This is a genomic window from Nevskia soli DSM 19509 (assembly GCF_000711955.1).
GTDB lineage: Bacteria > Pseudomonadota > Gammaproteobacteria > Nevskiales > Nevskiaceae > Nevskia > Nevskia soli.
Window position 1 is genome coordinate 20,683 of record NZ_JONR01000040.1, and the last position, 25,821, is coordinate 46,503.

A 25,821-nucleotide genomic window follows, 5' to 3' on the forward strand; every position below is an offset into this window, starting at 1 on the left:
CGGTGTGCAAGCCTTTCCTTCGCATGGCGCAGGCGCAGGCGACGGCCTGGCCCTTGGATATACTGGAGTTGAACTGGCGCGACAGACCTGACGCGTCAGTGTGCACAGGGGGAAGCATGATCCGCTCGATTCGCGGCCTCGCCGCAGGCGCAGTGCTGGCATCGATGTCCTGGCTGGCGGCCTGTAGCGGAAGCGACAGCGACAGCGCTGACCCGGCCGCGGCGACAGTCGATCCCTCCACGCTTTGCGTTTCCTCCGCTTGCGGGACCAAGACCAGGCTGCTTGAGATTCCCAACGCGGAGAACACCCTGTTCACTTCGCAGGGCCGCCTCTTCGTCAGCGGCGGCAGCAACGTCTATGAAGTGAGCAAGGATGCGGCGGGATTCCATGCCGCGCCCCTGTACGACGGCAACTGCAATTTCACTGGTCTGGCGCAGCGCGGCGACGTGCTCTATGCCGCCTGCTTCGACCTGCGCCTGTATGCCGCAAACCTGAGCGATGCCGCGCCCAAGCTGCAAGCCATCTACAGCCTTGCCGGCATGGCCGCGCCCAATGGCATGACCAGCGGGCCGGACGGTGAGCTCTACATCGCCGATGGCCCGATCTCCACTTCGCATTTGCCCAGTCCGAAGATCGTGCGGTTGCAATTCGACGCCGCCGATCCGATGAAGGTGACGCGGCAACTCACCTGGCTCAGCAAGGGTGTCGGCCTTCCCAACGGCCTGAGCCGCCGTGACCGCACGCTCTATTTCACCGACACGTCGATCCTGCCGCCGTCCCTCGGCGAGATCCGCAGCGTCGAGATCCTGCCGGACGGTTCCGCCGGCACGCCGCAGGTGCTGACGACCATCCTCGCCAGCCTGCCCGACGATGTCAGCGTGGCCGGGGACGATCTGCTGCTGGCGCTGTACAGCGAAGGGGCCATCGCCCTCGTCGGCGCCGACGGCAAGATCGTGTCGCGCACCGCGTCGCTGAGCTTCCAGCTGCCCTCGTCGGTGAAAGTCGGCCGTCCGCCCCTGTTCGAGCCCACCGACCTGGTGGTGACGGAAAAGGGCGTGGTCGGTGTCAGCCAGACCGGCCCGCTGTTCGGCAATGCCCTGTCGGTCTATCGGCCGAACCGATAAACGCCGGTTGATTGCGCCAGTTCACAGTTGCGGGCCCAACGGCTGCAGCGGCGTGACGTGGTTCCTGAAACGCTTGCGCGCATGAGCGCAGATTGATGATGCGCAAGCTCGCGCGACAAAGGAGGAATCATCATGCCGAATCTCAAGCTGGACCTCAGCCGTTTCCAGGCCTCGGTGCGCATCCTGTCCGGTATCGTCAACGACGGTCCCGGCATCGAAATCACGCCGGACGGACGCATCATCCATGTGCCGGGCGGTCCCGGCGATCCCCAGGTTTTCAACAGTGCCATCAGCAAGCTGGCCCTGGCCCAGGTCCTCGAACATGGCGGCGCCATCGCCAGTTCCGCCGAGTTGCAGGCGGCAATGGGGCGCCTGGCCGTCGGCCTCAAGGCGGAAGCGGCGAAGAGCATCGCCGCCTGATTACTGCATGCGGCAAGCAACCGGCGGCGTCGCTCGATCAAGCGATGCCGCCGGATGATGTCTGCTCATGCAGGATACGGCGGTAATAAGCCGAGCGCCCTCTTACTGCGGCGAAGGTGTGGACAAGGGCGAAATCGTATTCGGTCTTGCGTCGTTGTCCGCCGGTTTCGGCTGCGGCTGATTTTTCTTCGCCCGCTTCTTGTGCGGAGTCGACTTGCCATCGACATTGGTCGCATTCATGCCCGGTTCAGTTAAGCAATCCTAATCTCTGGCTCACGGCCATGGATGGTACTCACGTTTTCTTTGCGGCCGGGCTTGTCCAGCGCGATCATCGCGGCCGGATTTGGAAAAGGTATTCGCCATGCACAGACACATCCGCTCCCTGTTGCTCGCGCTGGCGCTGTCGGCAGCGCCGTTGTCGGCCTTTGCCGGCGTATTCGTCTCCATCAACATCGCGCCCCCGGCGCTGCCGGTATACGAACAGCCGCCGTGTCCTGCCGACGGCTATATCTGGACGCCGGGCTACTGGGCTTATGGCGACGAAGGCTATTTCTGGGTGCCGGGTACCTGGGTGCTGGCGCCCCAGCCCGGTTACCTGTGGACGCCGGGCTACTGGGGCTGGGCCGACAACGTCTATGTCTGGCATGTGGGCTACTGGGGCCCCCACGTCGGCTTCTACGGCGGCGTCGACTACGGCTACGGTTACGGCGGTTCGGGCTACCAGGGCGGCTACTGGAACCATGGCCGCTTCAACTACAACCGCAGCGTCAACAACGTCAACATCACCAACATCCACAACACCTACAACAGGACCGTGATCAACAACATCACGGTGAACCGCGTCAGCTACAACGGCGGCAACGGCGGCACCTCCGCGCGGCCCAGCCAGCAGGAGCGCGCCGCCGCCCGTGATCACCACATCCAGTTCACCGCCAATCAGCGGCAGCATGAGCAGGCGGCCCGCGGCGATCGCTCGCAGCTGGCCTCGGCGAATAATGGTCATCCGGGTGTGTTCGCCACCGCCAGGCCGGGTGACTTCCACGGCCAGGGCGTGGTGTCGCGCGGCACCGCGGCGCCTTTCAACGGCAACCAAGCCAATCAGAACCGGGCACAGAATCAGCCCGGACAAAACCGCGGTCAGAATCCCTCGGGGCAGAACCGGGCCGGCGGACAGAACCAGTTCGGACGTAACCAGCCCGGCCAGCCGGCGCGGCCGCAGCCCTCACAGCAGCCGCAGCATCAATCCGCGCCGGCCTATGTGCAGCATCAGCAGGCGCCGCAAGGCCAGCACACCATGATCGCGCCGCAGGTGCGCCAGGGGGCCGCGCCGCAATATCGCCAGCCGGCCGCCGGCGCCCAGTTCCAACCGCAACAGCATTCCCAGCCGCGCCCCCAGCAACAGGCGCAGCAACCGCGTCCGCAGCAACAGCAGCCGCATTTCCAGGCCGCGCCGCAGATGCAGCAGCGTCAGCAGTACCAGCCGCCGCGGCCGCAAATGCAACAGCAGCAGCCGCACGTCCAGATGCAGCAGCCGCGTCCTCAGATGCAGCAGCCGCATGCCGAGGCGCGTCCGCAACAGCAGCAACCGCAGCAACAGCATCATGAAGGTCCGCGCTGAGCCACGGCTCCAGCTTGAAGTGAACAAGGGCAGGGCTTAGGAATTTTCCGACGCCGGCGGCCAACCGGCGACACGCGATGGCGCTGTTGCCTGTCTCGGTGCGGCGCGCTCAGATCTTCGCCTGGGCCCAGGCGCGGATTTCCTTCTCGTGCTGCTGCACGATGCGCCGGCCCTCGGTAACGGCCTCGCCGGCGCGGTGGAAATCCATCAGGGCGAAATCTTCCAGGCGCGGCAGCAGGGTCAGCTCCGGCGGGTCGCCCGCCATGCGGCTGCGGGTCAGGCGGTCCTGCAGGATGTTGACGCTGGAGGCGACCACATCGAAGAAGCCGGGCTTTTCCGGATCGCCGCTTTCCAGGTAGCCGATGACGCGGTGCCAGAAGCCCTTGGTCTTGACCGTCGCATCCGTCGCCAGTTCCGCGCTGTCCGCTTCGCGTTCCGCCTCCTGGCGGCCGGCCGCGGAGAGATGCAGGCCGACCAGCTGCGCGTTGAGATTGACCGCGATCACCACGTCGGCGCCGAGCGCCCGCGCCGCGGACACCGGCACCGGGTTGACCAGGCCGCCGTCGAGCATCCACTGATCGTTGAGCTTCACCGGCGTGAACAGCCCCGGGATGGCGCAGGAGGCGCGCGCCGCCTGCAGCACCGGGCCCTTGGTGATCCAGATCTCGCGGCCGGTCTTCATCTCGGTGGAGACGCTGACATAGCGCTGCTCCAGCTCCTCGATGTTCGGATTGGGATGGTGCTCGTGGAAATAACCGAACAGGCGCTCGCCCTTGACGAAGCCGCCGGAGAAGGTGAAATCCATCAGCTTCACCACGTCCCGCACGCTCAGCTTGGTGACCCAGTCGGTGAAGTCCTGCAACTGGCCGGACACGTACACGGCCCCGACCAGCGCGCCGATGGAGGTGCCGGCGATCACCTGCGGCCGGATACCCATCGCCTCCAGCTCCTGGATCACGCCGATATGCGACCAGCCGCGCGCCGAGCCGCTGCCCAGGGCCAGGCCCACCACCGGTTTTGCATGCTCCGCTCTCATCGTGATCTTCCCTGAAACTGCAGGCGCCGCGCTTCAACTCTTGGACAACAGGAATACCGTGCCGTTTTCCTCGCTCACCTCGAAACGGCGCAGCGGCGCCGGCTGCTTGCCCATCGCCACCAGGCTGCGGCTCCACTGCGGCAGGGGCAGGCCGGCGACGGAGTTGACCCAGTCCAGGTTCTTGCCGCTGCACAGGTCGAAGCGCGAGCCGTGCCAGGGACAGCGGATGGTGCCGTCCACCACCTTGCCCCGCGCCAGCGGCAGGCCGAAGTGCGGGCATTTGTTCTCCACCGCGCAGACCTTGCCGCCGATGCGGCTGAGAATCAACGAGGTCCCATCCGCCTGCACCGCCTGTACTTCGCCTTCGCGAACCGTGGCGGAGTCCGCCAGCCTGAGTCGAGTCATGGCACGCTCTCCCTGAATCCCGCCCAAGGATAACCGGGAATGGCTGCCCGATCGTGAATCGGTGAGAGAGCTTTACCCTGGAGGCTGGAGCCGGGACTTTTACCGTCCCAGGCTGTAGGCCAGTTCTTGCGCCGGATCGATGCCGCCGGTGAGCCCGTCCATCACAGGCAGCAGCATCCACAGCGCCGTGACCACCACCAGGGCCGCCATCGCGATGTTGAAGGCCTGCCGCACCCCGGGCGCACGCAGCTGCCGGCGCATGGACTTGCCGAAGAGTGCCCACACCGACACGCAGGGCAGGTTGATCGCCGCGCTGATCAGCACCATCAGCGACAGCCGCGCCGCCACCGGCAATGGAAACTTCTCGGCGATGGTGCAGGCCGCCACCGCCATTGCCCAGGCCTTGGGATTGACGAACTGGAACAGCGCCGCCTCGTAGGCGCGCATCGGCCGCGCCTGCGCTTCGGGACTGCCCGCGGCGTCGGGCTCTTCGTCCCTCAGCAGGCGCATCGCCAGCCACAGCAGGTAGGCGCAGCAGGCCACGGTCATCAGCTTGCCCAGGCCGGGCGAGGCCAGCAGCAGGGCGCCCACCCCGGCATAGGCGACGAGGAGCAGCAACACCATGCCGCCGGTGATGCCGAGCATGTGCGGCACCGTGCGGTTGAAGCCGAAGCGGATGCCCGAAGCGAGCAGCATCAGGTTGTTGGGCCCGGGCGTGATCGAAGAGACGAACATGAACAGCGCCAGCGGGGCGAGCAGCAGGCTCAGGCTTTCCACGGGTGTCACCTTACTTGGTCAGCGCGGCTCGATTCGCGCCGCGCCAAGATAGCGGCGGGGTGACGGCGATAACAGATACAAGTAAAATGAATTGTATGCAGTACAGTTTTTGGATGCCGTAACTGTGCTGACCGCTGGGTGGGCCAACTGTGCCTGGGCTGCGAGGTGCCTGCGGCGGATGGTCCGCAGCCCCTCGCTGTTCCATCGTTGCCTGCCGTTGAATCTGGAAGCCGAGCATGAGCGAATTCGAATACACGTCCGCCGCCGCGCCGATCTACACCCGCCTCGCCGACGAACTGTGCCTGCTCATCGGCAACGGCCAGTTGCGCCCGGGCGAACGCCTGCCCTCGGTGCGCCGCCTGTCGCGGCAGAAGAAGGTCAGCGCCACCACCGCCATCGCCGCGCTGCGCTCGCTGGAGACCCGCGGGCTGGTCGAGGCGCGGCCGCAGTCCGGTTATTTCGTCAGGGCCCGCGGCGCGCAGAGCGAGGAGCCGGCGATGACGCGGCCGCCCGCCGCCGCCAAGACCGTCGGCGTCGACAACCTGATGGTGCGCATGATCGACGCCGCGCTGAATCCGGATATCGCCCCGCTCGGCACCGCGGCGCCGGATCCGGCCTGGTTCCCGGTGCGGCGCCTGCAGCGCATCATCGCCTCCACCGTGCGGCGCCACCCGGAGCTGCTGGTCACCTGCTGCCCCTACTATGCCGGCCTGGATACCCTGCGCCACCAGGTGGCGCGGCACTACGCCGCGCTCGGCTGCGTGGTGGCGCAGGACGAGGTGGTCATCACCAACGGCTGCACCGAGGCCCTCAACCTGGCCCTGAACGCGGTGGCCGCTCCCGGCGACACCATCGCCATCGAATCGCCCTGCTATTACGGCTTCCTGCAGATCATCGAAAAGCGCGGCCTCAAGGCGCTGGAGATCGCCACCCATCCGCGCGACGGCCTCTCGGTCGACGCTTTGCAGAACGCCCTGGTGTCGCGCGCCGGGCGCTCGGTCAAGGCCTGCCTGGTCAGCCCCAACTTCAGCAACCCGATGGGCGCGACCATGCCGGAGGGGGAGAAGCGCCGCCTGGTCGCGCTCTGCGAGCAGCACGGCATCGCCCTGATCGAGGACGATGTCTACGCCGACCTGCAGCACAACGGTCCGCGGCCGCTCTCGGCCAAGGCCTTCGACCGCAGCGGCAATGTCATGCTCTGCTCTTCCTTCACCAAGACCCTGGCGCCCGGCGCGCGCGTCGGCTGGATTTTCGGCGGGCGCTACGCCGAGGACATCCGCCTGCGCAAGTTCGCCCTCTCCGGCGCCACCCCGGCGATCCTGCAGGAGGCCCTGGCGGAGATGCTGCGTACCGGCGGTTACGAGCGGCACATGCTCAAGCTGCGCCGCGGCTATGCCGCGCAGGTGGCGCGCATGGCCGCCGCGGTGAGTGAATATTTTCCGGCGGGGACGCGAATCACCCAGCCGGCGGGCGGTTTTGTCATCTGGCTGGAGCTGCCGGGGAAGATCGACACCCTGGCCCTGTTCGAGAAAGCCATCGTCGAAGGCGTCAACTTCGCCCCGGGCCCCCTGTTCTCCGCCAGCGGCCGCTACGGCAACTACCTGCGCCTCAACTGCGGACGCATGTGGACCCCCGGGATCGAACGCGCCCTGATGCGCCTGGGCCAGCTGGTCAAGGCGGAGCTGGCGGCCGCGTAGGGGGCGGGGTACTCAGCGCCCGAAGCGGCGCTCGCGCTGCTGGAAGGCGCGTACCGCGCGCAGGAAATCGATGCGGCGGAAGGCCGGCCAGAAGATGTCGGTGAAATAGAACTCGCTGTACACGCTCTGCCACAGCATGAAGCCGGACAGGCGGATCTCGCCGCTGGTGCGGATGATCAGGTCGGGCTCCGGCAGGTGCGGCGAATACAGGTAGCGGCCGATCGCCTCCGGCGTGATCGATTCGACGATCTCTTCCGGGGACTTGCCGCAGACCAGTTCCTTGCGCATCAGCGCCTTCACCGCGTCGGTGATTTCTTCGCGGCCGCCGTAGGCGGCGGCGAAGGTCAGTTCGACGTCGCTGTAATCCTTGGTCGCCGCCTCCGCCGCGCGCACGGCGGCCACCGTGCTCGGCGGCAGCAGGTCGACGCGGCCCACGGCCCGTACCCGCACCCGGCGTTCATGGATGCGCGGATCGGCGATCAGGGATTTGAGCTTGGCCTCGGTCACCGCCATCAGGCCATTCAGTTCTTCGGCGGGGCGGGAAAAATTGTCGGCGGAAAACACCCACAGGGTGATGGCGGTGATGCCCAGGTCGACGCACCAGTCGAGCAACTCGTCCAGCTTGGCCGCGCCGGCGCTGTAAGCCGCCTGGGTGTCCTTCAGGCCCTGCAGGCGGCCGTAGCGGCGGTTGCCGTCGAGAATCAGGCCGACGTGCTTGGGAATCTGCCCATGCAGCACCTGTTTCAACAGGAAGGCGCCGTAGAGCTGGTAGAGCGGCCGCAACAGCAATTGCCAAATCAAAAAACTCCCCCTTGTGATGCGGACGGCATTCTGCGACGCCGCCCGCCGCCATGCATTTTTCGCCGCCAATCATACGTCAGCCATGGCCGGCCGGAAGCATGTTTTTTCCACTCGTCGGCCAGTCCGCCAGCCGGCCGGAGCGCCGCTTTCAGCCCGCGCCGGCGCCGATCACGAAGGAGGTCATCGACAGGGCGCTGATGACCACGTCGTTGAAGAAGGCCGGCCGCTCGCCGGGCCGCTGCGCCGCCAGCACATAGAGCAGGGGCAGGTAGTGTTCGGGTGTCGGAATGGCGTAGCGGGCATCGCCGCCCAGCGCCGGATAGTCGCTCAGGGCCGCGTGATCGCTGTTCTCGATCAGGCGCCTGCTCAGGCCATGGAAACGCCGCGCCCAGTCCGGCACTTCGCGCTCGTGGAAGCTGAACAGCCGCAGGTTGTGGATGATGTTGCCGCTGCCGACGATCAGCACCCCCTCGTCGCGCAGGGCCGCCAGCCTCCGTCCCAGGGCGTAATGCCAGGCGCCGGGCTGGGCGCTATCGAGGCTGAACTGCACCACCGGGATATCGGCCTTCGGATAGATGACGCGCAGCACGCTCCAGGCGCCATGGTCGAGCCCACGGGCCGGATCGAGGTGGACGCGATGCGAGCCGGGCGCCACGCCGAGCAGCTCGGCCACGCGCTGCGCCAGCGCCGGGCTGCCGGGAGCGGGGTAGCGCACGTCGAACAGCGGCTTGGGAAAGCCGTGGAAATCGTGGATCGTCTCCGGCTGCGCCGCGGCGGAGACGTGGATCCCCCGCGTTTCCCAGTGCGCGGAAATACACAGGATCGCGCGCGGCCGCGGCCAGTGCCGCGCCAGATTCGCCCATTCCCGGCTGAATGCGTTGTCCTCGATGGCGTTCATCGGAGAGCCGTGCCCGATAAACAGGGCGGGCATCGCGGCAGGCGGCGCTGCTGGGTCGCTCATAGCTGGGCTCATGGCCGGACTCAGGGCCGCAGTATGCGCCAGGACGGAACCAGGTGGTGGCGCCCGGCGTCCAAACAATGGTCCCAAGGCCACACATGGAGGTGTTGCCGTGAGCAAGGAAAAGCCGGAAGCAGCGGAGCAGGTCGATGCGGCGCACGACGCCGTCGAAGGGGGCATTTTCTATCCCACCGGCTACATCGTCGTCGGCGTGCCGGATCACCAGACCGCCCTGCGCCTGCAGAAGCAATTGGTCGACAGCGGCCTGCCGCCGGAGGACTGCGCGGTGCAGGCCGCGGCCGAAATGGCCCGCGCCGCCGCGGCGGATCTGGAATCCGGCAATCTGCTCTCCGCCCTCGGCAGCAGCGGCCACGTTCGCAGCAAGCAACTGGAACTGGCGCGCGGGGGTTGCGACTTCCTCACCATCAAGGCGGCGACCGATGTGGAAAAGGATCGCGTCATGGCGCAGTTGTCGCGGGTGCCGGTGCGTTATGCGGTGCTCTACCGCCGGCTGGTGATCGAGAACCTGATCGATCACATTCCTTCGGCTACCGCGGAGCGGGAACCCGCGCGCAAGGCCTGAGTCGCCCCCTGAGCAGCCGGTTCCGAATCGATTGCCGCCCTGCAACAGGCCCCGTACGGGGCCTGTTGCAGGGCTTCATGAAATATCGGTAGCCCCGATCTTCACCCGCTTGCGCGCACTCTGCTGTGCAAACATCTCGATCATGCGGCGGTTGAAGGCCGGCAGGTCATCCGGCTTGCGGCTGGTGACCAGTTTCCTGTCGGAGACGACTTCCTCGTTCACCCATTCGCCGCCGGCATTGCGGATGTCGGTGCGCAGCGAGGGCCAAGAGGTCAGGCGGGTTCCGTCCAATACCCCCGCCTCGACCAGCATCCAGGGGCCATGGCAGATGGCGGCGACCGGTTTTTCGCTGTCGAAGAAGGCGCGTACGAATTCCACCGCCCTGGGCTCTTGCCGCAAGCGGTCGGGGTTCATGGTCCCGCCCGGCAGCACCAGGGCATCGTATTGTTCGGCCCGGGCGGTCTTGATGGTCACGTCCACCGGCACGTCCTGGCCCCAGTTCTTCAGCAGCCAGCCGCGGATGGTGCCGCTCTCCAGCGAAACGATCTCGGTCCTGGCGCCTTCCCCTTCCAGGGCCTTCTTCGGCTCCAGCAGTTCCGATTGCTCGAAACCGTCGGTCGCCAGTATGGCAATAGTCCTGCCTTCCAGTTTCCTGGCCATTGATTCAGCCCTCCATGGCTGGGTACCGCGGTTTTTAGAGGTTTTAATGAGATTGGGGTGCCGCGGATTCAGAATTGCCGCTCCGCCGGCCGCACCGTGCGGCGCAGCAGCCAGCGCATCCAGGCCAGCGGGGACAGCATCAGCCGCCCCCTGGGCATGGCACGGCCTTCCAGTTGCCGTTCCCCGGCCCGTACGTCCTCGCGCACGTCGGCGCGCTCGACGCGGCTTTTGGCGGTGCTGCCGCTGGTGCGCCGCGGCTGCTTCTTCTGCTTCGGCCGGGATGCCGCCTGGGCCACCGGCGTCCGCTCGCGGCCCATGTTCGAGGCCGGCGGATCGCTGGCGGGAAAGGAATCCTCGAGCGCCACGTCGACGCTGTTGCGTGCCTGCTTTGCCATATCGTGCCTCCTTGCGTACCGCCTGTCCGCTGCGGTGAAAAATCCATTTTCGCCACGGTGACCGCATGCCCGCGCCAAGCTCTGCCGGCTGCGGCCTCTCCAGATTAGGACCCCGCTCAGGTGAGAAGTTCAAACCACCGGACGCGCCTCAGGCGGCGCGGATACGCAGGGCCTCGCGGTAGCGCCGGCTGCACGGCACCGGAGTACCGTCGCGCAGCCGAGGCCTCCAGCCATTCGATGTCGGCCCCGACCGGTCCCTGACGGTGGCCGTCTTGCGCTGGCTGCGCTGGACCTACTGCTGGCTGGCCATCGCCGCCGTCCTGGGCTGGGCGCGATATTGGAGCCCGTGCTGCTGCTGGGCGCCGCCGTACTGGGCTGTGCGCTGCTGCATGAGATCCTGATCCGCCGCACGCCCTGGCTGCGGCCCCTGTTTGGACTCGATATGCGCAGCAGGCGCACGCGTCCCGCCAAGCCGGCTCCAACAGGGGAAGCGGACCGCCTGTGGCGCCTGGAAGATCCGACATGAGCTGATACGAAGCAAAGTGTGTCCGGCGTCTCATCCCTCCCGCCGGTTGTGAAACAGTCGTCATCTGACTGTCCCCTGACGCGCCTAGGATCGGGTGGTCCACACAGCCAGGGGAGCGATGTCATGACCATCTCGATCAAGGCCTATGTCAGCGACGGTTCGGTGCTGCTGGCGTTCGACATGCCGCAGCCGGATCAGAGCTTCGCCGGCTTCGCCATCGAACGGAAGCCGCAGGGCGGGGCCTGGAGCTTCCTGCTCAACCGCATAAGCTTCACCGTCGGTGTATCGAAGGCCACCACGGCGGAAACGCGGGAATGGACACCTTCCAGCGAAGCGCCGTTCCAGAAATTCCAGTGGGTCGACTTCCCGCCCACCGACAATGTCGACCAGTTCCAGTACCGCGTCACCGCCATGCAGTTCGGCGCCGGCAACGCCCTGGTCGCCGGCCCCTCGGCCACCGTGGCGGTCGACTTCAAGCAGGACTTCCGCGAGGCCTACAGCGACTTCCGCGCCGGCTTCACCCGAGGCTACCTGTCCTCACAGGCCTACGCCGAGAAATTCCACAACGCCGACATCCGGCCGGCGGGCGCCAAGACCATGGACTACGCCACCGCGCCGTTCGAGGCGCAGTACCAGTGGCTGGGCTATTCCGCGCGCCGCTTGATGTTCGAGTTCCTCGACGAATGCGTGCAGGACAAGAGTCTCAGGGTCGACCTGTTCGGCTACGACCTGGACGAGCCCGACTTCATCCGAGGCCTCCAGCAGCTGGCGCGCGAGCAGCGCCTGCGCGCCTTCCTCGACGACGCCCCGCTGCATACCAAGGCCGGCGCGGTCGAGCCGCTGGTCTACAAATCCCTGGCCGCGCTGGCGCCGGGCGCGGTGTTCAAGGGCCACTTCAGCCGCTTCGCCCACGACAAGGTCCTGATCCAGCGCAATGCCGCCGGCAAGCCGCTCAAGGTCTTCACCGGCTCGGCCAATTTCTCCGTGCGCGGCCTCTACGTCCAGGCCAACAACGTGCTGGTGATCGAGGACGCCGTCACCGCCGCCGTCTACGGGCAGGTATTCGATACCGTGTTCAACGCCGCCAAGGCCGGCAAGAATGCCGCCACGGCGTTCAAGGCCAGCGAGCTTTCCAAGGGCTGGTACGAGGGCAGCGTGCAGGCCAGCACCGCCGTGCCCAAATTCCACGTCAGCTTCGCCCCGCATGCCGACTCCGCCGTGTCGCTGGCCGAGGTCGGCAATGCCATCGCCAATGCCAAACGCTCGGTCATGTTCGCCGTGATGGAACTGGACGGCGGCGGCGACGTGCTCAAGGCCCTGTCCACCCTCAATACCCGCGGCGACGTCTTCGGCTACGGCATCACCCAGAGCGACAGCGGCATCAGCCTGTTCAAGCCCGGCTCGGCTCAGCACGGCGAGTTTGCCACCTTCGCCTACCTGTCCAGGCAGGTGCCGGCACCGTTCCGGGCCGAATCCTCGGGCGGCGCGGGCCAGGTCATCCACAACAAGTTCGTGGTGGTGGATTTCGACGGCGACAACCCGGTGGTGTTCACCGGCTCCTCCAACCTCGCCGCCGGCGGCGAGTCGCAGAACGGCGACAACCTGCTGGCCATCTATGACCGCCGCATCGCCACCGCCTATGCCGTGGAAGCGGTGCGCCTGGTCGACCACTACCACTTCCGCATGCTGCAGAAGCAGCACCCCAGCACCGCCCCGGTGACCCTGCAAGGGCAGGCGGCGACGGCTCCGCGCTGGTGGGAGGCCTACTACCAGCCCGGCTCCAACAAGTACCAGGAACGCATCCTGTTTGCCGGCGGCGTGCCGCCGGCCGTGGTCAAGCCTGCGCCGCCCCCGGTGCCGAAGGCTGCGACCAGCAAGGCGCCGGCCAAAAAAGCAGCAACCAAAGCGGCTGTAAAGAAAGCGTCGGAGAAGCCGACCGCGAGGCCGAAACCCGCCTCGAAGAAGCCGGCGGCAAAAAAGCCGGCAGCGAAGAAAACGGGGGTGAAGAAAGCGGTCGCGAAGAAAGCGCCGCCGAAGCGGAAGGCTCCCCGCAAGACCACGGCAACGAAGTCCGCCCGGCGTTGAGCGTCGGACGGGCGGCTGCCCCGGCGGCGGCGGGTGCCATGGCGCGCCCGCCCCGCCGGGGTATAGTTGTCTCCACGAACCGTGAGGACCAGCCGCAATGCCGATCTTTGGAAAAGAACCGCTTTCGTTTCACGATCAGCTCGAAGGCCTCTTGACCGAACAGCTCAAGACCCAGCCGTACAACCTGGCGGTGCGGCTCAAGCTGCTGGAGCTCTATTACGAGACCCAGCGCGCCGCGCTCTTCCTGCAGGCCGCTCAGGCACTGGCCGCTCTGGTCCCCAACAAGGCCGCTTCCCCGGAGTGGCAGAAGTGCGCCAGCATGGGGCGCATGCTGCTGCCGGAAGAGTCCCTGTTCACCACCCAGGGCAGCGACCGTATCGAATTCGTCGGCGCCGGCTTCGCGCCGGCTCCCGCGCAAAACATGGCGCCGGTGCGCCGCCTCGGCGATGACGTGCGCTTCACCCGGCATTTCGAAGAGCTGGCCAAAGGCTTCGAATCGGTGCGCGCCAACACGCAATTCCAGGCCATGCTCGACATGGAGCTGACCTACCTGGCGCGGCGTCCGTCCTCCCTGCTGCATGCGCGCCGGCTCTCCGCCAGCCTGGGCGGCGCACAGATCTACCTCAAGCGCGAGGACGTCTCGCCGCGCGACACGCAGCTGATCATCAGCGTCGTCGGCCAGGCCCTGCTGGCGCAGAAGCTGGGCCGCAAGACCCTGGTCACCTCCACCGTCGACGGCCGGCGCGGCGCGGTCACCGCGTCCATCGCCGCACGGCTGGGCATGCAGGCGGTGGTGTTCATGGACGACGACAAGAGCGCCCGCCATGCCGCCAACGTGTTCCGCATGTGGCTGCGCGGCGCCGAAGTCCTGCCGACCCAGGACGAGCGCAGCGGCGAAGTGCAGGATGCGCGTGAAGCCGCCCTCAAGTACTGGGCTCGCAATCCCGCGGATTCCATGATGATCTTCGGCCTCGATGCGGCGCCGGAACCTTATCCCTCGATGGCCCGCGAGTTCGCTTCCACCATCGGCCGCGAATGCCTGCGCCAGGTGCGTCTTGCCGCGCGGCGGCCGCCGGACCTGGTGGTGGCCCGCGGCGGCGACAATGCCGATGCGCTGGGCCTGTTCCCGCCCATGGTGGCCGAGCAGGCGATCCGCCTGGTCTGCGTCGAGCCGCTGCGCGAGGCCGGGCAGGGTGATGCCTCCGCTCCGCTCGATCCCGCCCGGCAGCAACTCCCGCCGGACAAGCACAGGATGGCGCAGTCGATCCTCGAAGGCATGGAATACCCCAGCGTGGTGCGCGAACACCGCTGGCTGCGCGCAACCGGCCGGGTCGAGTACGTCAAGGCCACCCTGGAATCCGCCAAGAAGGCGATCCGCGACCTCAACTATTTCGAAGGCATCACCCCCGCCATCGAAACCGCTCACGCCCTCGGCTGGACCTGCCAGGCTGCCGCGGCCATGAAGCCCGATCAGGCCGTGGTACTGATGATCGCCGAGGACGCGGAAAAGGACATCTGGGAGATCGGCCGCCTGATGGGTGCGCCGATGTAGGCTTGACGGGCCGCCGCCGTTCCCGGGCGGCGCGGCGCGCTCCGGCGGGTGGCGGCATTGCCGCAGCCGTCGCCATGCCACAAAATCCCCGCATGAACTCGTCGCATACGGAACTGGGGCTGCTCACATGATGAATCTTGGCAATGGCGGCTTCGGCCTGCTCGGCCTGCTGATCTTCGTCGCCGATATCTGGGCGATCCTGAACATCGCGCAGAGCGGCGCTGAAAACCTGAAAAAGGCCATCTGGATCGTCATCATCGTCTGCCTGCCGGTCCTGGGCCTGGTGCTGTGGTTCCTGTTCGGGCCGCGCGGCGGCAGGACCTGAGACACGCCCCCGACCCGACCCGGATGAAAAAGACTCCCGCCAAGACCGCCAAGGGCACCGCGACCGCCAAGCGCGCCGCACCGCGTGCGGCGAGCCGGGGCACGCCGCAGTCGGAGTTTTCCATCGACGAGCTGGCCCGCGCCGGCAACTCCACCGTGCGCAATGTGCGCGCCTACCAGGACCGCGGCCTGCTGCCGCCGCCGCAGCGGCGCGGCCGCAACGGCATCTATACCCAGGACCACCTGGCGCGCCTGCGCCTGATCGGGCGGCTGCTGGAGCGCGGCTACACCCTCGCCAACATCGCCGAACTGATCGCCGCCTGGGAGCAGGGCCGTGACCTGTACCAGCTGATGGGCCTGGAGTCGCAGCTCACCCGGCCCTGGTCCGACGAGACGTCGGTGACCATCTCCCTGATCGAGCTGGGCAAGGCCTTCGGCAGCAACTACCGACCCAGCGACCTGGCCCGCGCCCTGGAGCTGGGCATCGTCGAGCGCGACGGCATGCGTTTCCGCGTACCCAGCCCGAAAATGCTCGCGGTGGGTTCGGAAATCGTCAGGATGGGCATCCCCCTGCGCGAGCTGCTCAACATCGTCGGCGGCCTGCGCAAGAACGTCGAACGCGTCGCCGATGAACTGATCCAGGTCGCCGTGCAGTCCATCGACCGCTACGGCGACGGCCTGCCTCCCGCCGAGGACGTGCCGCGCCTGGCCGGCATGATCGGCCGCCTGCGTCCCCTGGCCGACAAGGCCATCGAATCGGAGGTGTCCCGCGCCATGGAGCGGGCGTTGAGCCGCTTCCTCGGCGACCGCCTGGCCCAGGTGCTGGACCACCTGCCGCAGCACCGGGATGTAAAGTAAACCGACCCCCGATTTGCGCAAGCGGCACCCCGGCCGGCCCGCTCCTCCTCCGTCGATCCCCCTCCACGCTACCGTCCGCGACGGGCCTCCTCCGCTTGTCCGCCAGCGTGTGCACTTCGGCCGCCACGGCCGTGGGACATGCGGCTCCTTCCTACACTGATTTCAGTTCAAGTTGGAGGAGAAAGCATCATGGCGGATCAAGGAATGCCGGAGCACAGCCAGGGGTGGGCCGGTCCGGCCGTGGCGCTGTCGCCGGTCTACGACCAGGCCCTGAATTTCGCCCGCGTGCTGCACGCGCAGCAGCGGCGCAAGAGCAACGGCGCCCCCTACCTCTCGCACCTGCTCGAAGTGTCCGGCCTGGTGCTGGAATACGGCGGCGACGAGCAACAGGCCATCGCCGCCTTGTTGCACGACGCCATCGAGGACCAGGCCGAGGCTTTCGGCGGTGCCGTCCTCCTCGGCGACATCATCGGCAACAAGTTCGGCCCCACCGTGCTGCGCCTGGTCCAGCTCTGCTCGGACTGCGAGGGCAAGCCCAAGCCCGCCTGGGTCTGGCGCAAGCAACGGCATCTTGCCCGCCTGGAACAGGCCACGGCCTACGATTGCCTGGTGCCCGCCTGCGACAAGCTGCACAACCTGCGCTGCCTCACCTCCGAACTGCGCCACGGCGATGCGCCGTTCCGGCGGCTCCAGGCCGGCCCGGAAGAGCAACTGCGCCATTTCTCCGACATGGTCAGCCTGTTCGAGGACAAGATGCTGCCGGTGGCGGACGATCTGCGCTATGAACTCGGCCAACTGCGGCGTCTGGTGACGGACCGGCATTTCACCCTGCAACGCACCGGGCCGAGCTACGCCGTCTACGCCATGCCCTGATATGGAGTTCCTGCTGCAAGGTTGCGAGGGTGGCGCAGGCGTGCGGGCTTGCGCCACCCCCGGACCCTGCATCAGTGATGCAGCATGATGAACACCTGAAACTCGCCCACCAGGAAACCGAGCACCGCGCCGACCGCGATCAGGATCCACTCGTCCTGCTGGAACGCCGGCCGCAGCAGACCCTCGAATTCCTCCGGCGACAGCTCCTGCATCTTGGTCACCATCGTGTTCTCGATGTCCATCGCCTTGCCGGCGTAGGCTTCCATCGAGCGCATCGTGTCCGGCAGCCGCTTCATCAGCTCCTCGGCCACCGTCTTTTTCATCGACTGGTACTTGCTGCTTCCTACCGCGAACACCACGAAGGGCCGCGCCACCCCGGCCTGCTCGTCGACCATGCGCTGCACCTGCTTCTGCACCATGGTGAAGAGTCGGTCGGACAGCGGTCCACGCAGCACCGCTTCGATGATGTTGCGCGGCGTCACCACCTCGCGCGCGATGAGCCGGCCGTACTCGGCCGAAACCTCCTTGCGCCGCTTCAGGAACAGCCCCTGCCACTGGAACAGCCCGAGATAGCGCTTCGGCTGTTTCGGGTTGAAGATCATCTTCAGCGCCAGCCAGTCGGTGAACCAGCCGGTGAAGCCGCCGAACAGCGGCATCACCAGCGCCGAATGGGTCAGCGCCCAGGTCATCGCCTGGATGCAGCCGATGGCGAAGCCGAAATACAGGCCGGAGTTGCGGATGAACTTGAACTCCTCGCTGCCGGCTTCCTGGAAGATGCGGTTGAGCAGGCGCTTGTCGCGCAGCAGCGCCGTGATGACCATTTCCTTGAGGTCGAACACCGCGTTGATGTCCGCTTTGATGTCCACCATGATCTGCCGCACCATCGCCGGCGACTCGGTCTGCACCCGCTGCACGATCAGCCGTTTCACCGCCTCCGGCGCGGCTTCCCACAGCCCTGGCGAATACTGCGCCGCCACCGCCCGGGTGATGTCGTCCACTGCGGTCAGCAGCGGCTTCTCGATCTCCTGCGCCACGCGATCGGGGTCGAGCCGGCCGAACACATCCTCCGGCCGCACCAGGCGGGTGGTCAGCAGATCGCAGGAAATGGCGGCCATGATCGCCGCCTTGCGCGGCACGATGCCCTGCCAGCCCAGATAGGGGGGCTTGATGCCGATGAACTCGATCGGCTGGAACATCATGCGGATGGCAACGATCTTGGTGACGAAGCCGATGATCGCCGCCACGAACGGCATCGAGAGGTAGATGTACCAGTTGTGCTGCACATCGGCGACGATGTCGTGCCAGCCCTGCATAAATCTCCCCCGAGCCGCTAATAGTTATGTGCTGTGGCTAATCCTCGCTGATCCGGCAGGCTTCCCACAAGGCGCGGCCCAGCTCGGACATCCGCAGCGTGCGCCGCTGGATGACGTCGCGCTGGCCGTTCTTCTTGACCCGCTCCACCGTCCGCCGCACCGCGTCGTCGGTTTCGAGGATCTCGTAGCTGGTCTTGAGGTCCGGCGTCTCCGGTGCGGTTTCCACCAGTTCCCAGTCGCGCAGGCGGCGGATGTAGTTCGGCACCAGGTCCAGCAGCTGCGCACCGGCGATCTTGCCCACGTTGGACACGTTCTGCAGCACCGGGTGGGTGGCGCCGCCCAGGCGCGAGCCGGCCATCACGTGCAGCAGGGGGAAGCCGGTCGAATCGGACAGCGCCGAGAGGATGCGCGCTTCGTCCGGCACCAGGCTCTTCAGCGCCGCCACGTAATAGGCCTGCCGCGCCTGCTCGCGGGTCTGCTCGCCGGAGATTTCCAGCAGCTCGCGCAGCAGTTCGCCCGGCGCGTAGGGCCCGCGCTTGCGCGACTGCAATGGGTCCTCGGTCACCGAGAAGGCCAGTACCGAGACCGTCGCGCTGCGCTCCACCTTGTCCAGCCGCTGCTTCAGCTCGCCGAGCACGCGCCGCTCGATCTTTTCCAGCTGCTCCTGCGCGAAGCTGCCGCCGGGCAGCCGCTTCAGCACCCGGTTGGCCAGTGCCCCGGCAGAGAATCCACTGTTCTGGCCGCTGTCCTTCTCGCTCACGCCAACTCCTGAAGCTGCATGACTACCCGGCCCACTGTAGGCAGCAGGTGTTGCCGTAACAAGGCTTGGGGCGGCTATCGGCCTTGGCGGCGCGGCCAATCATCCTCGTTGGCGAACCGTAAGGCGGCCCGGGGCGATCAGGCCGCCATCTTCCGCGCCGCCGGGGAATTGTCGAGGTAAGCCAGGGCCTGTTCGGTCGAAGCCTCGTTCTCCGGGTGATACCAGGGATTGAGGTAGCGCAGTTCTTCCTTGAACAGCCAGGGCAGGGAAGGCAGCAGACCGGTTTTCGATTGGCGTTGCCACTCCAGCCAGATCCAGGGGCGCAGCGCGCTGGGCCGCTTGCCGGCCAGCAGCGGGTCCTGCCGCATCAGGTGCGCCGCGCCAGCCACCCACAGGCCGAACACCACCGGAAAGGTGATGGTCATCAGGTAGTAGCGGGTCGGGTAACTGCCGCCCAGGTGCCTGTACAGGTCGAACGCCACGCTGCGATGCTCGACTTCCTCCGCGCCATGCCAGCGGATCAGGTCCAGCAGCACCGGGTCGGCGCCGAGCTCGTCCCAGCGTTTGTTGTCCAGCGCATACTTGCCCAGCACGCAGGTCATGTGCTCGATGGCTGCGATCAGGCCAAGCCGGAACACCAGCCACTGCCGCTGCGCGATGCGCGGTACCTTGCGCCCGAACGGCGCATCCGCCAGCGCCACCTCGAACAGCCAGCTCACGCGCCGTATGTAGCTCTCGGTCTCGACGCCGTGGGCGCCCAGGTATTCGGCGATGGCGCCGTCGTGCGCGCGCGCGTGCATCGCCTCCTGCCGGATGAAACCCTGTACGTCCTCGCGCAGCTTGGCGTCCTGCACCAGCGGCAGCGCCTGGTTGTACAGCTTGCAGAACCAGAACTCGCCCGCCGGCAGCAGCAGGTTGATCTCGTTGATGAAGTGGCTGGTGAACGGCTGCTGCGGCAGCCAGTGCAGCGGCGTCTGCGACCAGTCGAACTGCACACGGCGCTGTTGCAGTTGGCCGGCGGTATGCGAGGCGCGCCTGCGCGATTTTCCGGAGAGGCTCATGGCGATGGTGGTGGCTGGGTTCAGGCGGCGGCGCGATAGGTCTGGGCCAAGGCATCCAGCTCGACCAGGAAGCGGCGATTGTCGTGCTGCCAGGGATGGAAGCCCGGGCGGTAGTAATCGAAGTAGGCCGGAATGATGCGGCGCAGGCCGCCCGGGCTGATCCACTGGAACTTGATCAGCTGCCACCAGCCCCTGAAGTCGAACAGCCCGCCCTCGCGCCGCATGATCTCCAGGTGGAAGGGAATCACCAATCCCCAGAAGATCACCGTCAGCGCCGCCAGCGCCACGCAGCGGCGCACGTAGGCCACGGCGCCCTTGCCGATCACCGCTTGGTAGACGTCGTAAGCCACTGCCTTGTGCTCGGTTTCCTCCAGCGCATGCCAGCGCCACAGCGCGGCGAAGCGCGGCTCGGAGCCCTCCAGGAGTTTCGGCTCGCGCAGCAGGATATCGGCCAGGATCGCGGTGAAGTGCTCCAGCGCGATGGTCACGGCCAGTTGATCCGCCTTCGGCAGGATTTTCTTGGCCGTGTTGAGCAGCCGGATCACCAGCCGCTCCATCGCGTCCGCCGGCATGCCGGAAGCCACCAGCGCATTGTTGTACTCGATGTGTTCGCGGCCGTGCATCGCTTCCTGGCCGATGAAGGCGGTGACGGCTTTCTGCAACTCCGGATCGGTGATGCGCTCGCGGTAGTTGCGCACGCTGTCGATGAAGAAGCGCTCGCCCGAGGGAAAGAAGATCGACAGCGTGTTGAAGAAATGCGAGACATGCACGCCGCGCGGATTCCAGCAGCGCATCTTGTCCGCGGGCAATTTGAATTTGAGGTCGCGTCGAATCGGCAGCATGGTCATGTCCTCTCGAAAGTATGAATACGTTTAAGTCGTCATGCCGGCTTTCGCCGGCATGACGCCGATGGATGGGGCAGCGAAGATCAAAGCGACAATTCCATCCGCGCCAGCCGCCGCGACAAGGCCGGCGACAGCCGCGACAGCAGGCGCGCGCCGTGGGCCTCGCTGCCCACCAGCACTTCCTGCCGGTTGTTGTCGATGGCCTTGAGGATCGCCGCCGACACCGCCTGCGGCTTGAGGTTGCGGCGCTGGTACAGCTTCTTCGCGCCCTCGCGGCGGCGTCCTTGCTCTTCCTCGCTGACGCCGACGAAGCGCGTGCTGCCGGTGATCGGCGTATCGATCACCCCGGGGCAGACGCTGATGACCTGAATGCCCTGGTCGGCCAGCTCGGCGCGCAGGCAGTCGTTGAGCATCGCCACCGCCGCCTTGCTGGTGGCGTAGGCGGACATCATGCGAGAGGGTGCGAAGGCCAGCGCCGAGGCCACGTTGACGATGTGCCCGCTCTTGCCCGCCGCCACCATCTGCTTGCCGAACAGCCGCGAGCCGTGGATCACCCCCCACAGGTTGACGTGCAGGATCTTCTCCCAGTCGGCGGTGCTGGTGTCGAGGAAGTTGCCGGCCATGCCGATGCCGGCGTTGTTGATCACGATGTCCGGCGCGCCCAGCTCGTTGCCGACCCAGGCGGCGAGGGCTTCCATGGCCTTGGCATCGCCCACGTCCACCTTGCGCGCATGCGCCGTGGCGCCGAGCAGCTCGGCCAGTTCGGCGCTGCGCTGCGCCGCCGCCAGGTCGATGTCCGCCGCCACCACCTCCGCGCCCTGTTCCGCCAAAGACAGCAGGGTCTCGCGGCCGATGCCCGAACCACCGCCGGTGACGATGGCCAGCTTGCCGGCGTACTTGTTGTTCTTTCCAGGCTTCACCCCCTCGCGCACGCGGGCGCGATGCAGGCCGGCGGATTCCTCCGCGCCCTCGATGAAGCCGACGAATTCGGACACGTAACGCACCACCAGTTCCGGATGGCTCAGCTGCAGCCAGTGTCCGGCGCTGACGTCGCGCCGCCACAGCTGGTCCACCCACTGGCCGATGCCGTCCAGCAACTCCAGGCTGACGAAGCGGTCGCGTGTCGGCACCACCAGCTGCACCGGCACGCTGGTGCGCCGTTCGCGCGGCGCCAGCAGGCGCTTGGCCACGTTGGCGCGGTACAGGTTCACGCCGTGCTGTCCGTCGCTGGACTGGGTCGGCGCGGATTCCCCGCGGATGCCCTCGAAGCGCTCCAGCAGCTTCGGCCACAATTGATCCAGTCCCAGCTTCCACGCCAGCGGCGCCGCCAGCGGCAGGTGGAAAGCGCCGATGTACCAGGAATGCATCAACTGGGTCGCCACCTTGGCGATCTCGCCCGGCGCCGCGCTGCGCAGGCGCTGCATCACCCAGTAGCCGGCATGATCGAGCGAAGGCCCGGAGATCGAGGTGTAGGAAGCGATGCGGCCCTTGAGCCGCTCGGTGCTGACCGCCTCCCAGCTCTGGATCGAGCCCCAGTCGTGCGCCACCAGGTGGATCGGCTGCTCCGGGCTGACCGTGTCCACTACCGCGGCTAGGTCGGCCACCAGGTGTTCCAGCTCATAGGCGGCGGTGTGTGTGGGCACGGTCGATTCGCCGGCGCCGCGCACGTCGTAGGCCGCCACGCGGTAGCGCGCGCTGAGCGGCCCCACCACCTTGTTCCAGACATGGCTGCTGTCCGGGTAGCCGTGCACCAGGACGACTACGGGGCGCTTCACATCGCCGTAGACCTTCACCGCCAGCTCCACGTCGCCCGAGCGCACGCGCAGCGCCTGCGCCTCGGCCTGGGCCCTGATCTGTGTACTCATGATTTTCTCCGCTTGCCGTCAGGCGGCCTTGGCCAGGGGTTCCAGGCCGCGGCTGAGCCAGCGGCGCACCTGCGGTACATCGTCGTCGAGCCAGAAGGCGTCTTCCTCGGTCACCACCAGCAGCTCTTCCCACTTGGCGCCCACGCCGCGGAAACCCAGGTGCGGTTCCACCGCCCACAGGCCCGGTGTCGGCGCATGGTCGGACGCATGGCCGCTGCTCCACAGCGGCGACCAGCCCTCGCGCCGGCCCTTGGCCACATCGCCGACCAGCCTGGCGATATTGCGCACGCCGAAGTTCAGCACGCTGCGGTGCTTCTTCTCGTCGGCGTCGAGCTTCTCTACGCGATGCGCCAGCACCTGGAAGGGATAGGCCTTGTGGCGCGGCTCATAGCCGTGCCGGGCGCAGAGCCGGTCCACCGCCTGGCTGATTTCGGAGAGCTGCTTGCGCTGCCGCACCAGCTCGAGAATCAGCACGCGGTACTCGAGCAGGTCGTCCATCAGCTTGTCGAGCATGCGGTTCTCGCCGATGCAGCCGCTGTAGCCGATGTCCGCTGTATAGCCGTTCAGCGTCGGCGCGCAGTCGAGGATGTACGGCATGTTCTCCTCCAGCTTGCGGTTGCCTGGGTAGAACGCCGGGTTGAAGCCGCCGAAATGGCGGAAACCGATGAAGCCGCGGAACGCCGTGCGGTCGCCGAACCAGGCGAACGGCCGGTGGAAACAGTCGTTGGCGCCATTGGCCGCCAGCCAGCGCTGCATCAGCGCCGCCGCCTCGCGCTCGGTCATTCCCGGGATCAGCTCGTCCGCGATGGCCTCCGCGCAGCGGTAGGCCAGCTGCTGCGCCTGGCGGAACCCGTCCAGGTCGGCAATCGCCGGATCCCATCCATTGCTGTCGGCCTTGTGTGCTGCTTTGCCTGCGATCTTGCTGCTGGCCTCGTTCATGCCTTGCTCGCGCCCCGCTCTGCTTAATGTGACATTGGATAATGTAACATTATGCGCGGAAGTTGCGGCAATGGCTGCGCTGCCGGAGCAAATTGTCCGCGCGATCAGTGACCGCCGGAGCGGCCATGGGCGCCGTTTCCGGCCCCGGGGCCGGAAGCTACAGACCGTGCGGGGCGCCGCCCGGGACCTCGGGCTCATGCCCGGCGTTTCCCCGCAGCGTCACTTGCGCCAGCAACATCGCCAGCACCGCGCAAGCCGCGATGCCCGCCACCATCGGCAATGGCGCACCCGTGGCGAAATGCCCGCTGATGCCCATGATCAGCGTGCCCGTCACCAGTTGCAGGGTATTCATCAGCGAAGAGGCCGTGCCGGCGATGTCGCCGTGCTCCGCCATCGCCAGCACCGAGGCCCCGGGCAGCATCAACCCGATGAAGCTGTAGGCCAGGAACAGCAGCCCCACCACCAGCGCCAGCTGGTCGATGCCCGCGGCGACCAGCCCGGTCAGCAGCACCAGCACCGCCGCATAGGCGGCGAGGGCGAGGCGCACCACCCGGCGCAGCCCGTAACGCTGCGCCAGCCGCCCGCTTAGCTGCATCCCGGCGAAAAAGGCCGCGGCATTGACGCCGAACACCAGGCTGTACAGCCGCGGCGTCAGCCCGTAATGCCCGGTGAAGACGAAGGAGGAATTGGCCAGGAAGACGAAGAAGCCGGACACCGCCAGCGCGCCGATGAAACTCAGGCTCATGAAGCTGCCGTCGCTCACCAGCCGCTTGCACGCCATCAGCACCGACCAGTGCGAGCTGCCGGCGCGCGCCGCCCGCGGCCGCGTTTCCGGCACCAGGAAGAAGGTGAGCAGCAGCCCCATCGCCGCCAGCAGCGTGATCAGCCAGAACACGCCGCGCCAGGAACTGAACTCGATGATCAGGCTGCCCGCCAGCGGCGCCAGCACCGGCGACACGCTGAACACCAGCATCAGCAACGATAGCAGCCGCACCTCTTCATTTCCGCTATGCAGATCACGCACGATGGCCCGCGCGATCACCATGCCCGTCGCCCCGCCCACGCCCTCGATGGCGCGCAGGATGATCAGCGTGTGGATGTCCCGCGCCAGCGCGCAGCCGATGCTCGCCACCAGGAACAGCGCGATGCCCGCGTACAGCGGCGGCTTGCGCCCCATCAGGTCCGACAGCGGCCCGAATACCATCTGCCCCAGGGCAAAGGTGAGGAAATAGGCCGTCAGGCTGCGCAGCGCCATGTCCGCATCCACGCCCAGGCTGGCACCGATCACCGGCAGCGAGGGCAGGTACATGTCGATCGCGAACGGCCCCAGCGCCGTCAGCAGCCCCAGAACCAGGGCGTTGCGCAGGAAATGCGCGGTTGGCTGGGCGACGGCGGTCGTCAAGATTCACTCCGGGGTTGAACAGGCGGTCAAGGGGACGATTGCCTCGCCCACTTTTCACGGCGGACGAGCCTATCCGAAATCGACACGTATTTCGGAATTTTTTGCGACTGGCCGGCGCCGCTTCGCACGGCCAACCAGACCCATTGGCACCATCGCCAGGCTTTTCAAGGCGTCCCTGGGTAAAGTCGGTGAGAGTTACGCGCGGCCCCATCCCCCATCGTCATTCCGGCGAAAGCCGGAATCCAGGCTTCGGTGAACTTGGGTGCTGGATGAACTCGCCTTGGACGCTGAAACCTCCGCGCACGCGCTTGTTGAGAGCCCGGTTCCGCCTTGAAGGTGGGTCACTTTCCTGTCTCCAGCGACAAGAACCAAAGAAGCGCCGCCCCGGAGCCTGCGCCCATCGATCACTTGTCGGTGATTGATGGGGTCCCTGCCTTTAGTCCCCTCTCCCCACGAACGTGGGGAGAGGGTTAGAGTATTTTTGATTTAATTATTGACAATGTATTAAACTCTCTCCTGTACTCTTAGGAGTCAGGAGGAGCCATGCAGACGTATTCGCAGGATTTGCGGGATCGTGTGCTCAGGGCGCTGGAACGAGGGGATGGGCCGACCGAGATCGCGAGGCGGTTCGAGGTCAGCCGACAGTGGGTTTACCAGGTCAACAACCGACTCCAATCTGACGGCGCTCGTAGCGGTCTTCAGCGAGGGGGCTATCGGAAGTCACGCGTCGCCGACATGGAATCCACGGTGCGGGAATGGCTCAAGACAGAGCCTGGACTGACACTCGCCCAACTCTGCGAGCGGCTCGAACAGCACGGCATTGTGATCAAGGTTCCTGCGTTGTGGCACCAGATGAACAAATGGGATCTCAGTCTTAAAAAAAACCCTGCACGCCAGCGAGCAAGAAAGACCGGACGTGCAGAAGTCACGGTGTGAGTGGCAGA

27 protein-coding genes are annotated in these 25,821 nt (G+C 66.7%); 12 read left to right on the top strand and 15 right to left on the bottom strand.

The window, feature by feature from the left end; all coding sequences use genetic code 11:
* The first annotated feature begins 116 nt into the window (after window positions 1-116).
* Entirely contained in the window at window positions 117-1,124 is a 1,008-nt protein-coding gene (locus BP26_RS0118450) for an SMP-30/gluconolactonase/LRE family protein (RefSeq protein ID WP_029922040.1), read from the top strand.
* A gap of 132 nt (window positions 1,125-1,256) precedes the next feature.
* Window positions 1,257-1,544 carry a hypothetical protein gene (locus BP26_RS0118455; protein ID WP_029922041.1) on the top strand — a complete coding sequence of 96 codons (288 nt, stop codon included), beginning with the start codon at window positions 1,257-1,259 and terminating at the stop codon, window positions 1,542-1,544.
* A gap of 102 nt (window positions 1,545-1,646) precedes the next feature.
* Here the strand turns inward: BP26_RS0118455 and BP26_RS29650 are convergent, their stop codons facing one another.
* The gene (locus tag BP26_RS29650; protein WP_157572613.1) at window positions 1,647-1,784 is read right to left on the bottom strand and encodes a hypothetical protein; all 138 of its coding nucleotides are present in this window, start codon (window positions 1,782-1,784) and stop codon (window positions 1,647-1,649) included.
* Window positions 1,785-1,905: 121 nt separating this feature from the next.
* Between BP26_RS29650 and BP26_RS30395 the strand changes: the two genes are divergently transcribed.
* A complete protein-coding gene (locus tag BP26_RS30395; RefSeq protein WP_084183226.1) occupies window positions 1,906-3,162 on the top strand; it encodes a YXWGXW repeat-containing protein in 1,257 nt (418 codons plus the stop codon).
* Window positions 3,163-3,271: 109 nt separating this feature from the next.
* Here the strand turns inward: BP26_RS30395 and rssA are convergent, their stop codons facing one another.
* From rssA to BP26_RS0118480, 3 genes are all read right to left on the bottom strand, one after another.
* Window positions 3,272-4,198: a patatin-like phospholipase RssA gene (gene rssA / locus BP26_RS0118470; protein WP_029922043.1), complete on the bottom strand. Its 927-nt coding sequence runs from the start codon at window positions 4,196-4,198 to the stop codon at window positions 3,272-3,274.
* A 33-nt stretch (window positions 4,199-4,231) separates the two neighbouring features.
* On the bottom strand, window positions 4,232-4,603 hold the full coding sequence (locus BP26_RS0118475) for a Rieske (2Fe-2S) protein (RefSeq protein ID WP_029922044.1): 372 nt from the start codon (window positions 4,601-4,603) through the stop codon (window positions 4,232-4,234).
* 99 nt (window positions 4,604-4,702) lie between these two features.
* The gene (locus BP26_RS0118480) at window positions 4,703-5,380 is read right to left on the bottom strand and encodes a LysE family translocator (protein WP_211254971.1); all 678 of its coding nucleotides are present in this window, start codon (window positions 5,378-5,380) and stop codon (window positions 4,703-4,705) included.
* Between the two features lie 236 nt (window positions 5,381-5,616).
* On the opposite strand from BP26_RS0118480, the gene BP26_RS0118485 reads away from it, so the two are divergent.
* Window positions 5,617-7,077 (top strand): aminotransferase-like domain-containing protein, encoded by a 1,461-nt coding sequence (locus BP26_RS0118485; RefSeq protein WP_029922046.1) that lies wholly within the window; start codon window positions 5,617-5,619, stop codon window positions 7,075-7,077.
* A 12-nt stretch (window positions 7,078-7,089) separates the two neighbouring features.
* On the opposite strand, the gene uppS is transcribed toward BP26_RS0118485, so the two are convergent.
* Window positions 7,090-7,878: a polyprenyl diphosphate synthase gene (gene uppS, locus BP26_RS0118490; RefSeq protein ID WP_029922047.1), complete on the bottom strand. Its 789-nt coding sequence runs from the start codon at window positions 7,876-7,878 to the stop codon at window positions 7,090-7,092.
* Between the two features lie 148 nt (window positions 7,879-8,026).
* Complete coding sequence (gene ygiD, locus BP26_RS0118495; RefSeq protein ID WP_029922048.1) at window positions 8,027-8,839, bottom strand: 4,5-DOPA-extradiol-dioxygenase; 813 nt, start codon at window positions 8,837-8,839, stop codon at window positions 8,027-8,029.
* A gap of 109 nt (window positions 8,840-8,948) precedes the next feature.
* Here ygiD and BP26_RS0118500 point away from each other — a divergent pair, with 109 nt between their 5' ends.
* Entirely contained in the window at window positions 8,949-9,419 is a 471-nt protein-coding gene (locus BP26_RS0118500) for a hypothetical protein (protein WP_029922049.1), read from the top strand.
* Window positions 9,420-9,494: 75 nt separating this feature from the next.
* On the opposite strand, the gene BP26_RS0118505 is transcribed toward BP26_RS0118500, so the two are convergent.
* Together BP26_RS0118505 and BP26_RS0118510 are read right to left on the bottom strand one after the other, a co-directional pair.
* The gene (locus tag BP26_RS0118505) at window positions 9,495-10,079 is read right to left on the bottom strand and encodes a type 1 glutamine amidotransferase domain-containing protein (protein ID WP_029922050.1); all 585 of its coding nucleotides are present in this window, start codon (window positions 10,077-10,079) and stop codon (window positions 9,495-9,497) included.
* 68 nt (window positions 10,080-10,147) lie between these two features.
* On the bottom strand, window positions 10,148-10,474 hold the full coding sequence (locus BP26_RS0118510; protein WP_029922051.1) for a hypothetical protein: 327 nt from the start codon (window positions 10,472-10,474) through the stop codon (window positions 10,148-10,150).
* A 346-nt stretch (window positions 10,475-10,820) separates the two neighbouring features.
* Here BP26_RS0118510 and BP26_RS0118515 point away from each other — a divergent pair, with 346 nt between their 5' ends.
* The 6 genes from BP26_RS0118515 (at window position 10,821) to BP26_RS0118540 (ending at window position 16,692) form a co-directional block, all read left to right on the top strand.
* Window positions 10,821-11,000 carry a hypothetical protein gene (locus BP26_RS0118515; protein ID WP_029922052.1) on the top strand — a complete coding sequence of 60 codons (180 nt, stop codon included), beginning with the start codon at window positions 10,821-10,823 and terminating at the stop codon, window positions 10,998-11,000.
* A gap of 123 nt (window positions 11,001-11,123) precedes the next feature.
* A complete protein-coding gene (locus BP26_RS30925; protein ID WP_029922053.1) occupies window positions 11,124-13,085 on the top strand; it encodes a phospholipase D-like domain-containing protein in 1,962 nt (653 codons plus the stop codon).
* 151 nt (window positions 13,086-13,236) lie between these two features.
* The gene (locus BP26_RS0118525; protein ID WP_169740743.1) at window positions 13,237-14,637 is read left to right on the top strand and encodes a pyridoxal-phosphate dependent enzyme; all 1,401 of its coding nucleotides are present in this window, start codon (window positions 13,237-13,239) and stop codon (window positions 14,635-14,637) included.
* A gap of 127 nt (window positions 14,638-14,764) precedes the next feature.
* On the top strand, window positions 14,765-14,962 hold the full coding sequence (locus BP26_RS0118530; RefSeq protein ID WP_211254972.1) for a PLD nuclease N-terminal domain-containing protein: 198 nt from the start codon (window positions 14,765-14,767) through the stop codon (window positions 14,960-14,962).
* 23 nt (window positions 14,963-14,985) lie between these two features.
* Window positions 14,986-15,819 (top strand): MerR family transcriptional regulator, encoded by an 834-nt coding sequence (locus BP26_RS0118535; protein ID WP_084183221.1) that lies wholly within the window; start codon window positions 14,986-14,988, stop codon window positions 15,817-15,819.
* Between the two features lie 189 nt (window positions 15,820-16,008).
* Entirely contained in the window at window positions 16,009-16,692 is a 684-nt protein-coding gene (locus tag BP26_RS0118540; RefSeq protein ID WP_169740744.1) for an HD domain-containing protein, read from the top strand.
* 71 nt (window positions 16,693-16,763) lie between these two features.
* Here BP26_RS0118540 and BP26_RS0118545 read toward each other — a convergent pair whose 3' ends face one another.
* From BP26_RS0118545 to BP26_RS0118575, 7 genes are all read right to left on the bottom strand, one after another.
* Window positions 16,764-18,005: a DUF445 domain-containing protein gene (locus BP26_RS0118545; protein ID WP_029922058.1), complete on the bottom strand. Its 1,242-nt coding sequence runs from the start codon at window positions 18,003-18,005 to the stop codon at window positions 16,764-16,766.
* Window positions 18,006-18,042: 37 nt separating this feature from the next.
* Complete coding sequence (locus tag BP26_RS0118550) at window positions 18,043-18,765, bottom strand: Abi-alpha family protein (RefSeq protein WP_051749156.1); 723 nt, start codon at window positions 18,763-18,765, stop codon at window positions 18,043-18,045.
* Window positions 18,766-18,902: 137 nt separating this feature from the next.
* Window positions 18,903-19,826: a metal-dependent hydrolase gene (locus BP26_RS0118555; protein ID WP_029922060.1), complete on the bottom strand. Its 924-nt coding sequence runs from the start codon at window positions 19,824-19,826 to the stop codon at window positions 18,903-18,905.
* Between the two features lie 20 nt (window positions 19,827-19,846).
* Window positions 19,847-20,668, bottom strand: a complete 822-nt coding sequence (locus BP26_RS0118560) for a metal-dependent hydrolase (RefSeq protein WP_029922061.1) — start codon at window positions 20,666-20,668, stop codon at window positions 19,847-19,849.
* 86 nt (window positions 20,669-20,754) lie between these two features.
* The gene (locus BP26_RS0118565; protein WP_029922062.1) at window positions 20,755-22,536 is read right to left on the bottom strand and encodes an SDR family oxidoreductase; all 1,782 of its coding nucleotides are present in this window, start codon (window positions 22,534-22,536) and stop codon (window positions 20,755-20,757) included.
* 18 nt (window positions 22,537-22,554) lie between these two features.
* Window positions 22,555-23,475: a M24 family metallopeptidase gene (locus BP26_RS0118570; protein ID WP_084183224.1), complete on the bottom strand. Its 921-nt coding sequence runs from the start codon at window positions 23,473-23,475 to the stop codon at window positions 22,555-22,557.
* Between the two features lie 157 nt (window positions 23,476-23,632).
* Window positions 23,633-24,877: a multidrug effflux MFS transporter gene (locus tag BP26_RS0118575; RefSeq protein WP_051749157.1), complete on the bottom strand. Its 1,245-nt coding sequence runs from the start codon at window positions 24,875-24,877 to the stop codon at window positions 23,633-23,635.
* 543 nt (window positions 24,878-25,420) lie between these two features.
* Between BP26_RS0118575 and BP26_RS0118580 the strand changes: the two genes are divergently transcribed.
* Window positions 25,421-25,813 (top strand): IS630 transposase-related protein, encoded by a 393-nt coding sequence (locus BP26_RS0118580; RefSeq protein WP_029922065.1) that lies wholly within the window; start codon window positions 25,421-25,423, stop codon window positions 25,811-25,813.
* Window positions 25,814-25,821: the final 8 nt, after the last annotated feature.

Excerpts from the sequence above, each read along its gene's own strand:
- BP26_RS0118505 (WP_029922050.1), bottom strand. The coding sequence starts at position 10,079 with ATGGCCAGGAAACTGGAAGGCAGGACTATTGCCATACTGGCGACCGAC.
- BP26_RS0118565 (WP_029922062.1), bottom strand. The coding sequence starts at position 22,536 with ATGAGTACACAGATCAGGGCCCAGGCCGAGGCGCAGGCGCTGCGCGTG.
- BP26_RS0118560 (WP_029922061.1), bottom strand. The coding sequence starts at position 20,668 with ATGCTGCCGATTCGACGCGACCTCAAATTCAAATTGCCCGCGGACAAG.
- rssA (WP_029922043.1), bottom strand. The coding sequence starts at position 4,198 with ATGAGAGCGGAGCATGCAAAACCGGTGGTGGGCCTGGCCCTGGGCAGC.
- BP26_RS0118475 (WP_029922044.1), bottom strand. The coding sequence starts at position 4,603 with ATGACTCGACTCAGGCTGGCGGACTCCGCCACGGTTCGCGAAGGCGAA.
- BP26_RS0118485 (WP_029922046.1), top strand. The coding sequence starts at position 5,617 with ATGAGCGAATTCGAATACACGTCCGCCGCCGCGCCGATCTACACCCGC.
- BP26_RS0118455 (WP_029922041.1), top strand. The coding sequence starts at position 1,257 with ATGCCGAATCTCAAGCTGGACCTCAGCCGTTTCCAGGCCTCGGTGCGC.
- BP26_RS0118555 (WP_029922060.1), bottom strand. The coding sequence starts at position 19,826 with ATGAGCCTCTCCGGAAAATCGCGCAGGCGCGCCTCGCATACCGCCGGC.
- BP26_RS0118570 (WP_084183224.1), bottom strand. The coding sequence starts at position 23,475 with ATGAACGAGGCCAGCAGCAAGATCGCAGGCAAAGCAGCACACAAGGCC.
- BP26_RS0118580 (WP_029922065.1), top strand. The coding sequence starts at position 25,421 with ATGCAGACGTATTCGCAGGATTTGCGGGATCGTGTGCTCAGGGCGCTG.
- BP26_RS30395 (WP_084183226.1), top strand. The coding sequence starts at position 1,906 with ATGCACAGACACATCCGCTCCCTGTTGCTCGCGCTGGCGCTGTCGGCA.
- BP26_RS0118510 (WP_029922051.1), bottom strand. The coding sequence starts at position 10,474 with ATGGCAAAGCAGGCACGCAACAGCGTCGACGTGGCGCTCGAGGATTCC.
- BP26_RS0118545 (WP_029922058.1), bottom strand. The coding sequence starts at position 18,005 with ATGCAGGGCTGGCACGACATCGTCGCCGATGTGCAGCACAACTGGTAC.
- ygiD (WP_029922048.1), bottom strand. The coding sequence starts at position 8,839 with ATGAGCGACCCAGCAGCGCCGCCTGCCGCGATGCCCGCCCTGTTTATC.
- BP26_RS0118450 (WP_029922040.1), top strand. The coding sequence starts at position 117 with ATGATCCGCTCGATTCGCGGCCTCGCCGCAGGCGCAGTGCTGGCATCG.
- BP26_RS0118530 (WP_211254972.1), top strand. The coding sequence starts at position 14,765 with ATGATGAATCTTGGCAATGGCGGCTTCGGCCTGCTCGGCCTGCTGATC.
- BP26_RS30925 (WP_029922053.1), top strand. The coding sequence starts at position 11,124 with ATGACCATCTCGATCAAGGCCTATGTCAGCGACGGTTCGGTGCTGCTG.
- BP26_RS0118540 (WP_169740744.1), top strand. The coding sequence starts at position 16,009 with ATGGCGGATCAAGGAATGCCGGAGCACAGCCAGGGGTGGGCCGGTCCG.
- BP26_RS0118535 (WP_084183221.1), top strand. The coding sequence starts at position 14,986 with ATGAAAAAGACTCCCGCCAAGACCGCCAAGGGCACCGCGACCGCCAAG.
- BP26_RS29650 (WP_157572613.1), bottom strand. The coding sequence starts at position 1,784 with ATGAATGCGACCAATGTCGATGGCAAGTCGACTCCGCACAAGAAGCGG.